The sequence below is a fragment of the Mesorhizobium sp. M1E.F.Ca.ET.041.01.1.1 genome (assembly GCF_003997355.1).
In the GTDB taxonomy this organism is placed as follows: domain Bacteria; phylum Pseudomonadota; class Alphaproteobacteria; order Rhizobiales; family Rhizobiaceae; genus Mesorhizobium.
The window spans coordinates 1-8,638 of record NZ_RZSL01000247.1 but is presented as its reverse complement, the minus strand read 5'-3'; the positions used below and the strand labels follow the sequence as shown (position 1 = coordinate 8,638).

General features: G+C 62.7%; 9 protein-coding genes. 3 read left to right on the top strand and 6 right to left on the bottom strand.

Annotated elements, in window-relative coordinates:
* The 4 genes from EOA38_RS19945 to EOA38_RS19930 all read right to left on the bottom strand — a co-directional run.
* Positions 1 to 1,543 (bottom strand): ABC transporter ATP-binding protein (locus tag EOA38_RS19945; protein ID WP_145966004.1); only part of this gene is annotated, 1,543 nt, incomplete at its 3' end.
* A gap of 375 nt (positions 1,544 to 1,918) precedes the next feature.
* The gene (locus EOA38_RS19940; protein ID WP_126093517.1) at positions 1,919 to 2,326 is read right to left on the bottom strand and encodes a GNAT family N-acetyltransferase; all 408 of its coding nucleotides are present in this window, start codon (positions 2,324 to 2,326) and stop codon (positions 1,919 to 1,921) included.
* Positions 2,327 to 2,354: 28 nt separating this feature from the next.
* Complete coding sequence (locus EOA38_RS19935; protein ID WP_126093516.1) at positions 2,355 to 4,064, bottom strand: NAD+ synthase; 1,710 nt, start codon at positions 4,062 to 4,064, stop codon at positions 2,355 to 2,357.
* Positions 4,065 to 4,187: 123 nt separating this feature from the next.
* Positions 4,188 to 4,901: a DNA-3-methyladenine glycosylase I gene (locus EOA38_RS19930; RefSeq protein WP_126093515.1), complete on the bottom strand. Its 714-nt coding sequence runs from the start codon at positions 4,899 to 4,901 to the stop codon at positions 4,188 to 4,190.
* Between the two features lie 149 nt (positions 4,902 to 5,050).
* On the opposite strand from EOA38_RS19930, the gene EOA38_RS19925 reads away from it, so the two are divergent.
* Both EOA38_RS19925 and EOA38_RS19920 read left to right on the top strand, forming a co-directional pair.
* A complete protein-coding gene (locus EOA38_RS19925) occupies positions 5,051 to 5,611 on the top strand; it encodes a DUF1003 domain-containing protein (RefSeq protein WP_126093514.1) in 561 nt (186 codons plus the stop codon).
* The gene (locus tag EOA38_RS19920; protein WP_126093513.1) at positions 5,611 to 6,219 is read left to right on the top strand and encodes a DedA family protein; all 609 of its coding nucleotides are present in this window, start codon (positions 5,611 to 5,613) and stop codon (positions 6,217 to 6,219) included. Before EOA38_RS19925 ends, EOA38_RS19920 begins: the two co-directional genes overlap by 1 nt.
* A 28-nt stretch (positions 6,220 to 6,247) precedes the next feature.
* Here the strand turns inward: EOA38_RS19920 and EOA38_RS19915 are convergent, their stop codons facing one another.
* Positions 6,248 to 6,607 (bottom strand): diacylglycerol kinase, encoded by a 360-nt coding sequence (locus tag EOA38_RS19915; protein ID WP_126093512.1) that lies wholly within the window; start codon positions 6,605 to 6,607, stop codon positions 6,248 to 6,250.
* A 69-nt stretch (positions 6,608 to 6,676) separates the two neighbouring features.
* Positions 6,677 to 7,096 carry a GFA family protein gene (locus tag EOA38_RS19910; RefSeq protein ID WP_126093511.1) on the bottom strand — a complete coding sequence of 140 codons (420 nt, stop codon included), beginning with the start codon at positions 7,094 to 7,096 and terminating at the stop codon, positions 6,677 to 6,679.
* A 321-nt stretch (positions 7,097 to 7,417) separates the two neighbouring features.
* On the opposite strand from EOA38_RS19910, the gene EOA38_RS19905 reads away from it, so the two are divergent.
* The gene (locus EOA38_RS19905) at positions 7,418 to 8,488 is read left to right on the top strand and encodes a GGDEF domain-containing protein (protein WP_126093510.1); all 1,071 of its coding nucleotides are present in this window, start codon (positions 7,418 to 7,420) and stop codon (positions 8,486 to 8,488) included.
* The last annotated feature ends 150 nt before the right edge of the window (positions 8,489 to 8,638 follow it).

Genomic DNA, 8,638 nt, shown 5'->3' with positions numbered 1-8,638 from the left:
GGATCAGGATGCGCGCATCGGCCAGGAAGGCGCGCGCGATCGCCACACGCTGGCGCTCGCCGCCCGACAGCTTCACGCCCCTTTCGCCGACCAGGGTTCCGTAGCCCTTGGGCAGATTGGCGATGAAATCGTGCGCGCTCGCGAGCTTCGCCGCATGCTCGATCTCGGCCTGCGTGGCGCCCGGCCTTGCGTAGGCGATGTTCTCGGCCAGCGAGCGGTGGAACAGGATCGGCTCCTGCTGCACGATGGCGATCTGGCTGCGCAGCGATGCCTGCGCCACCTGCGAGATATCCTGGCCGTCGATCCGGATCCTGCCCGCGTTCACGTCATAGAGGCGCTGGATCAGCTTGACGAAGGTCGTCTTGCCCGATCCCGAATGCCCGACCAGTCCGATGCGTTCTCCCGCCGCGACTTCGACCGAAAAGTCGCGATAGAGCGGCAGCCGATGGTTGCCGTAGTGGAACGTCACCTTGTCGAACGTGATGCGGCCATCGGTGATCCGGATCGGCGGCGCACCGGGCCGGTCCTCGATGCCGAGCGGCTCCGACCGGAAGTCGACCAGTTCCTCCATGTCGTTGATCGAGCGCTGCAGATTGCGGATATGCGTGCCGATGTCGCGCAGATAGCCTTGCAGGACGAAGAACGACGTCAGCACGAAGGCGACATCGCCGGCGCTCGCCTGCCCCCATGCCCAGAGCATCAGCGCAAGGCCGATCACCGCGGCCCGCATCAGAAGCAGCATCGTACCTTGCGTGGTGCCGTTGAGCGTGCCGCGAACCCAGGTGCGGCCCGTGCGCAGCCGCCATTTGGCCACGACCCTGGCAAGGCGCGTCTCCTCGCGGGCCTCGGCGCCGAAGCCCTTGACCACTGCGTTGCAGCTCACCGCATCGGCCAGCGAACCGCCGACGCGCGTGTCCCAACTGTTGGCAAGGCGTGCCGCCGGCGCGACATAGCCGAGCGACAGCATCGTGGTGACGGCAATGAACAGCACCGAGCCGATCGCGACCACCAATCCCATCATCGGCCAGAACCAGCCGAGCAGCAGCGTCGATCCGACGAGCATGACGAGCGACGGCAACAGCGCGATCAGGATCGTGTCGTTGAGCAGGTCGAGCGCCCACATGCCGCGCGTGATCTTGCGCACAGTCGATCCGGCGAAGCTGTTGGCGTGCCAATCGGTCGAGAAGCGCTGCACGCGGTGGAAGGCGTCGGCGGCAATATCCGACATCATCTTCAGCGTGAGTTCGACAATGCCCATGAAGGCGGCGTTGCGCAGCACAAGGCCGGCAAGCGCCAGCGCCATCAGGATCGAGAACGCCGTCATTGCGGCGTGCCACGCAACCTCATCGGCGCCGGCGCTGCTGGCGACTGCATCGACCAGCCGCCCGGAATAGAGCGGCGTCAGCACATCGGCGAGCGTCGAGAGCAGGAACGCGCCCATGATGAGCGACAGCCGCCACGGCTGGCGGCGCCAGTGGCCGAACGTGAAGCCAAGCACGCTGCGAAAGGCGCTGGCGCGCAGATCAATCTTGAAACGAGCCATGATATTATCCGGGCGCAAATGTGCCCGGTCCCGGTAAAGTCGAATTGGAAAACCCGCGGCGGCGCCTGGGCGCCTGCAATGCGGAGGGTTCAATATGGCTGGCCGCTCGCCCTGGGGCGGCGACCGGCAACGGCAAAAGCCTCTCCCAGGTCCTGCCTTGCTCCGAAAGCCCTTCGGAGCGGCGCGGACCTAGGCCTCGCGGCCTCGCATAACGATGTCAAATCCTGCCATACGGTCCTCCCGAAAGGGAATCGCGGAGAGGCTCTTATAGAGTCGGCTCACCACCTCGCCAAGGCAGGCTGTCGCCAAAACGACATTTGGCCCAAGCACTGCGATGAATTTGCAACAACGGCCGGTTGTGCCAGATCCGAGCCGTCAGGCAGCAGGGTTGCGCTCCAGTCGCATATAGCGCCCGTCGGTCTCGAACCCGAACTTCCGGTAGAGGCTGTGGGCGTCGCTGGTCGTGAGGCTCCAATGGGACACGGTCTTCACCTCGGGGTGGTCGAGGAGGGCCTGCACGAGCCGCTTGCCAATGCCACGCCCGCGATGCTCCGGCCAGATGATGATGTCGGCAAGATAGGCGAAGACCGTGTAATCGGTGATCGCTCGGGCGAAGCCGACTTGCTTGCCGTCGACATAGGCGCCCACGCAAAGCGAGTGGGCGAAGGCTCGATGATGCATCTCGTCGTTGCGCGCGCCGCCCCAATAGCTCGCCATCAACTGGTCCGAGGTCGCCCGGAAGTCGATCCGCGACGGGTCGAAGCTGATTTCAACGTCAGGCATGGGCTGTGTCGACATACTGGAAGATATGCTAGCCGCGATCCCGGAACCGGTTGGTGATCGGGTAGCGGCGGTCGCGGCCGAAATTCTTCCTTGTGATCTTCACCCCCGGCGCTGCCTGCCGGCGCTTGTATTCGGCGATGTAGAGCAGATGCTCGACGCGCGCCACCGTGGCACGGTCATGGCCGCGCGCGACAATATCGTCGACGCCCATCTCATTCTCGACCAGGCATTCGAGGATGTCGTCCAGCACCGGATAGGGCGGCAGCGAATCCTGGTCGGTCTGGTTCTCGCGCAACTCGGCCGACGGCGCCTTGTCGATGATGTTCTTCGGAATCACCTCGCCCGATGGGCCGAGCGCGCCCGGCGGCACATGACTGTTACGCCAGCGCGACAGCGCATAGACCTGCATCTTGTAGAGGTCCTTGATCGGGTTGAAGCCGCCATTCATGTCGCCATAGAGCGTGGCGTAGCCGACCGACATCTCGCTCTTGTTGCCGGTGGTGACGACCATCGAGCCGAATTTGTTCGAGATCGCCATCAGGATCGTGCCGCGCGCGCGGCTCTGCAGGTTCTCCTCGGTAATGCCCTCCTGCGTGCCTTCGAAGAGCTGGGTCAACGCGTGCCGAAAACCTTCGACAGGCTCGAAGATCGGCACGATGTCGTAGCGGCAGCCGAGGGCACGGGCGCAGTCCTCGGCGTCTTTCAGCGAGTCCTTGGATGTGTAGCGGTAGGGCATCATGACGGTGCGCAGCCGCTCCTCGCCGAGCGCGTCGACGGCCAGCGCGGCGCAGATCGCGGAGTCGATGCCGCCGGAGAGGCCGAGCACCACATTCTTGAAGCCGTTCTTGTTGACGTAGTCGCGCAGGCCGAGCATGCACGCCCGGTAGTCGGCCTCTTCCCGCTCGGGAATCTTCGACATCGGGCCTTCCGAGCAGACCCAATGGTCGGAATTGTTTGCATTTTGCGCGCCTGCGGCGACGCGGCTTCTTTTCCATGTGGTGACGGCGACCGCTTCCTCGAACTGGCTCATCTGGAAGGCGAGCGTCTTGTCGGCGCCGATGGCAAACGAGGCGCCATCGAAGATCAGCTCGTCCTGGCCGCCGAGTTGGTTGGCATAGATCATCGGCAGGCCGGTTTCGATGACCTGGCGGATGACGACCTGGTGGCGGACGTCGATCTTGGCGCGGTAGTAAGGTGAGCCGTTCGGCACCAGGAGGATCTCGGCGCCGCTTTCGGCCAGCGTCTCGCAGACGGCGATATCGCCCCAGATGTCCTCGCAGATCGGAACGCCGATGCGCACGCCGCGGAAATTGACCGGCCCCTGCAGTTCCGGCCCGGCCTGGAAGACACGCTTCTCGTCGAACTCGCCATAGTTCGGCAGATCGAGCTTGTAGCGTTCGGCAATGATCTTGCCGCTATCGGCGAAGACGATCGAATTGTGCGTGCCCGACTTGCGCTTCAGCGGCGTGCCGATGATGACGCCCGGACCGCCATCGGCGGTGTCCTTGGCGAAATCCTGCGCTGCCTTTTCGCAAGCTTTCAGGAAGGCCGGCTTCAGCACCAGGTCTTCCGGCGGGTAGCCGGCGAGGAAGAGCTCGGTGTAGAGCACGAGGTCTGCGCCCTGGCGGGCGGCATCCGCCCTCGCCTCGCGCGCCTTGGCAAGATTGCCGGCGACGTCGCCGACAGTCGGATTGAGCTGGGCGACAGCGATGCGCAGGATGTCGGGTGCGTGGGTCATGCAGCGGATTTACCGTGGCCGAACACGCGCGGCAATGCCGATTGCTTGTGCCAATTAGGATCGATCGATTTTCGATCGTATCCTGATCGATCGATTTCGATCGCGACATCTCGCCGGTCAGGCCTAGTCGTTCATGTACTCGCTTAGCGCTTCCACGGAGCGGTTCTCGCCGATCGACATCGCCAGGATGCGCGATATGTGCCGGCGCGGCAGCCCGGTCTCGGCCGACCATTGATTGATCTGGGCCTGAATCCTGTCGAGATCTCGCTTCGAGGTCGGGCTTTCGGCGATGTCGAGGCCGGCATCGCGCAAGGCCGCCGCCATGTCGGTCGAGACGACAAAGGTGTCCCATTCCAGCCAGCGCAGGAAATACTGGCCGGTATTGCCGCCGAGTCGGCTGCCGTGCTTGGCGAGATAGGCGGTCAGCCCGACCTGGTCGTTAGCCGGCCATTCGGCGAGGAATTTGCCGAAGCTGCCATGCTCCTTTGACACCCGATCGACGAAGGCGGCATTGTCGCGGACGGATTTGATCTTCTGCGGGTTGCGCACGATCCGCTTGTCGGAAGCGAGCTCGTGCCAGAAATCGTCCGGCTGAAACAGGAGCCGCTTCGGCTCGAAACCAAGGAAGGCCTCCTCGAAACCCGGCCATTTCTGCTCGATCACGCGCCAGACGAAGCCGGCGGCAAAGATGCGCTCGGCCATGGTGGAGAGGATGCGGTCGTCGGGGACCTTCGCCACTGCCCGATTGTCGGGCATCGGCCCGAGCAGCGACGCCAGCGCTTCCTCACCGCCCTTGCGCTTTGCCGCCCGGGCTCGAATCTTCTGGAAGTCAAGCATCTGCGTCCTCGCCTGTGCCGATCAATCTATCACTTCCCGTTCACGCCGGCAGCCTCTACCTCTATGAGCAATTCCAGGAAAAGTGCATTGCGGTTTTCCGTCCGGAATTGCGTGGGAGCAGATATGCAGGCCTGGCGATGGAGAAGACGATGAACAAGACGGTCGAGGATATGGCGAACCGCTGGCTGAAGCGAAGGCCGGATGGTTTGAGCCCGCTTGAGAGCCGCGTGCTGCAATCCACGCTCGAACGCACCACCATCACCAGGGATACCAACAAGGCGATCGCCTTTCACCTGACCTTTGGCGACCGCGTCGCCGACACCATCGCCCGGATCGGCGGCTCATGGTCCTTCATCCTCGGCTTCATCGCTTTCCTCATCTTCTGGACTTTCGGCAATGTCTGGCTGCTTTCGCGCGACGCTTTCGACCCCTACCCCTTCATCTTCCTCAACCTCGTGCTCTCCATGGTCGCCGCCCTGCAGGCGCCGGTGATCATGATGTCGCAGAACCGCCAGACCGAGCGCGACCGCATCGACGCCGCCCACGATTATGAGGTCAACCTGAAGGCCGAGATCGAGATCATGGCCCTGCATGAAAAGCTCGACGAGCTGCGCCACAGCGAAATCATCGGCATGCGCGACGAGATCCTGCGCATGGCCGAGCAGATCAGGCGGATCGACGAGAAGCTGTCGGCGCGGTCCGAAAGCTGATGACCGAGGTTATCCACCGTCTCATCGAACAATACGGCCTGGTCGCGGTATTCCTGGGCTGCGTCGCCGAGGGCGAAAGCGCCGCGATCCTTGGCGGCTTCTTCGCGCATCAGCAGGTCTTCGTGCTCTGGCAGGCTTTCGTGGCCGCATTTCTCGGCGCCTTCGCCGGCGACACGTTCTTCTTCACCCTCGGCCGCAGCTTTGCCGATCATCCCTATGTCGTCAGGCTGCGCAGGCGGCCCGGGTTCCGCCGCGCCTACCGCCTGCTCAACACCCATCCCAACATCTTCGTGCTGACCAACCGCTACGTCTACGGGATGCGCCTTGTCGGCGGCATCGCCGCCGGGCTGTCAACCGTGTCGGTGCCGCGCTTCGTCATCCTGAACGCCATCTCGTCGGCGGTCTGGGCTGCCCTGTTCGGCACTGTCGGCTACGTCTTCGGATTGGGAGCGGAGCGCATGGTCGGCCAGGCGTTCGCCCGTCACGAGCGTCTGCTGATTGCGTTGGCGGTCGGTCTGGGGGTGGCGATCCTTGCTTGGCTGGTCGCTCACCACTTCGCCGGAAAGGAGCGCGTCAAGGACGCACGGGACGGCCAGGCAAATCGTTGATTCTGGGTTTCGTCCTGTACCGGCAAGATCAGATCGGCGCTCCGACGATGCGTTCGATAAGAGCGATGGCCCAGACAGCGGCCGCAACCACGATCGAAATCAGCACGGCCAGCGAACCACAATCCTTGGCGAGTTGGATGTCGACGTTGAATTCGCGGCTGAACGCATCGCAGGCCGCCTCGATTCCGGTGTTGAGCACTTCGACTATGATCAGCAGCAGCACTGCGGCGATCAACAGCGCATAGCCACGCCAAGACACCGAGATGAACCAGCCAGCCGGCAGGGCAAGCGCCAGCAGCAAGAGTTCCTGCTGGAATGCCTTTTCATGGGCAGCCAGCTTGCGGAAAGCCCGCACCGAATTGATGAAAGCGTCGATCAGCCGCTGCATGCCCAGCCTCGTTTCGAGTCACAGGCAGGGGATTATCGCAATGGCCGGATCAAGGGAAGCCGCCCAAAATCATCCGTCCGCAACCTTGATCGCCGGCGTCGACTTCTCGAACTGCGGCAGCCCGTCGTAGATCGCGTAATAATCTCCCTTGTCGCCGACGAAGATGTGGCTTTCGGCCGAAAGGCCGGTCGGTTTGTCGAACGAACCGGCCATGATCGAGATGGTGTCCAGTTCGTTGTGCTTCCAAAACAGCACCGAGCCGCAGCCGCGGCAGAAGCCGCGTTTCGCGACATCGGAAGCGCCATACCAGGTGAGCGCCTCGGCGCCCTCTATGTCGATATCGGCATCTTTCGAGGCGGTCGCGGCAACGAAATGGCCGGTTTGCTTGCGGCATTGCGAGCAATGGCAATAGACCACCCCGCGCAACGGTCCCCTCGTCCTGAAGCGCACCGCCCCGCACAGGCACGATCCACTATGATTGTCGTCCATCCCGGCCTCCTTCGATATCGTTCGCCTCGATCGTCGCCGGACAGAATTCCAGCTTTATGGTTGCCGGGCATGGACAAATGCGACACCGAAGCGGCGCTATTCGAAAGCCGTTTCTGCACCGAACTGCCCCCTGTGGTAGCGACAATGATGAGGAAATGCAGGCTATTAAGGAAACTTTAGCGCGGCTGCATTTATGATTCCTGCAAGCGATGGTCGTGTTGGGGACGCGCCATCGCATCGCAATTCTGATTCAAATCCCCGTGTGGGCGACTCCCGGCGGTGGCAAGGTCTCCGGTCGCACTGAAGGGTGATGAACAGGATATGCAACCGGCAGCGGTCCCGACCGACAGGAATAGCGACATCGCCAGCACCGTTGTGGCGACCATGCGCCAGCTTGGCGTGCTCGGCCTGCCGCGCAACTACGAGATCTTCTACGAAGCGCTCAACGGCAGCAATCACGAACTCAGCCTTGCCGTCGTCTCGTTGAGCAACCGGCCAACGCAGGAGGATCTCGACGGCATCGGGCGCAGCTTCTTCCCGCAGCACCATGGCCCCGCCATTGTCGAGCATGCCCGCGAGATGGTCGCCAAGGAGCTCGAGGACATCGCCTCGCTGTTGCGGAGCGAGCGCACGCATATCGAAAAATACGGCCGCATCCTCGACGAGACGTCGAGCGGCTTGAGCAATCGAAGCCTGCTCTCGCAGGATCTGCTGCACAAGATTGCCGGCGCCATGTCGGCAGCCACCAGTTCGACGCTGGACCACAACCGCCAGATCGCCAGCACGCTCAGCGAAAAGACCGCCGAACTCGAGAGCGTCAAATCGAAGCTCGAGGAATACAAGCGGCTCGCCGATACCGATCCGCTGACGCAGATCTGGAATCGCCGCGCCTTCGACAAGGAAATCACCCGCATCTACAACAGCAACCGCGGCATCCTGTTCAACGCGTTGATCCTTGCCGATATCGATCGCTTCAAGGACATCAACGACCGCTACGGCCACCCGGTAGGCGACAAGATCATACAGATCGTCGCCGAGATCTTCCGATCCAGCGTCCGCGCCGACATGTTCGTGGCCCGCACGGGCGGCGAGGAGTTCGCGCTTATCGTCGAAGGCGCCAGCGAGGACACCACCTACGAGATCGCCGAGCGGATCCGCGTGCTGATCGAACAGACGCCGTTCACCAGCAGCCAGACCGGCATGAACTATGGCACCGTGACCGTGTCCATGGGCATCTGCATGGCTTCCGAGGCCGACAACCCGGAAGACCTCTACACCAAGGCCGACCGTGCGCTCTACCGCTCCAAGGTCAGCGGTCGCAACCGCGTGACAAGGCATTCCACCATGGCCGGCCGTGCCGGCAAAGGTTGGCTGCTCTACAAGAAAGATTGAGTTCAGCAAACGCATCCTCCGTCGGGGCAGCCCCTTTCCAAATGAATTTTTGTGGACTATATTTGCCGCAGAAATGAAAGTTTGCGCTCATGCCACGTCCAGTCGCGGCCGCGACGGCAATGGAGAATGCCATCATGGCCAGGGCTACGC

Coding starts and splice junctions, on each gene's coding strand:
- EOA38_RS19940 (WP_126093517.1), bottom strand. CDS start 2,326: ATGCCTGACGTTGAAATCAGCTTCGACCCGTCGCGGATCGACTTCCGG.
- EOA38_RS19935 (WP_126093516.1), bottom strand. CDS start 4,064: ATGACCCACGCACCCGACATCCTGCGCATCGCTGTCGCCCAGCTCAAT.
- EOA38_RS19930 (WP_126093515.1), bottom strand. CDS start 4,901: ATGCTTGACTTCCAGAAGATTCGAGCCCGGGCGGCAAAGCGCAAGGGC.
- EOA38_RS19925 (WP_126093514.1), top strand. CDS start 5,051: ATGAACAAGACGGTCGAGGATATGGCGAACCGCTGGCTGAAGCGAAGG.
- EOA38_RS19920 (WP_126093513.1), top strand. CDS start 5,611: ATGACCGAGGTTATCCACCGTCTCATCGAACAATACGGCCTGGTCGCG.
- EOA38_RS19915 (WP_126093512.1), bottom strand. CDS start 6,607: ATGCAGCGGCTGATCGACGCTTTCATCAATTCGGTGCGGGCTTTCCGC.
- EOA38_RS19910 (WP_126093511.1), bottom strand. CDS start 7,096: ATGGACGACAATCATAGTGGATCGTGCCTGTGCGGGGCGGTGCGCTTC.
- EOA38_RS19905 (WP_126093510.1), top strand. CDS start 7,418: ATGCAACCGGCAGCGGTCCCGACCGACAGGAATAGCGACATCGCCAGC.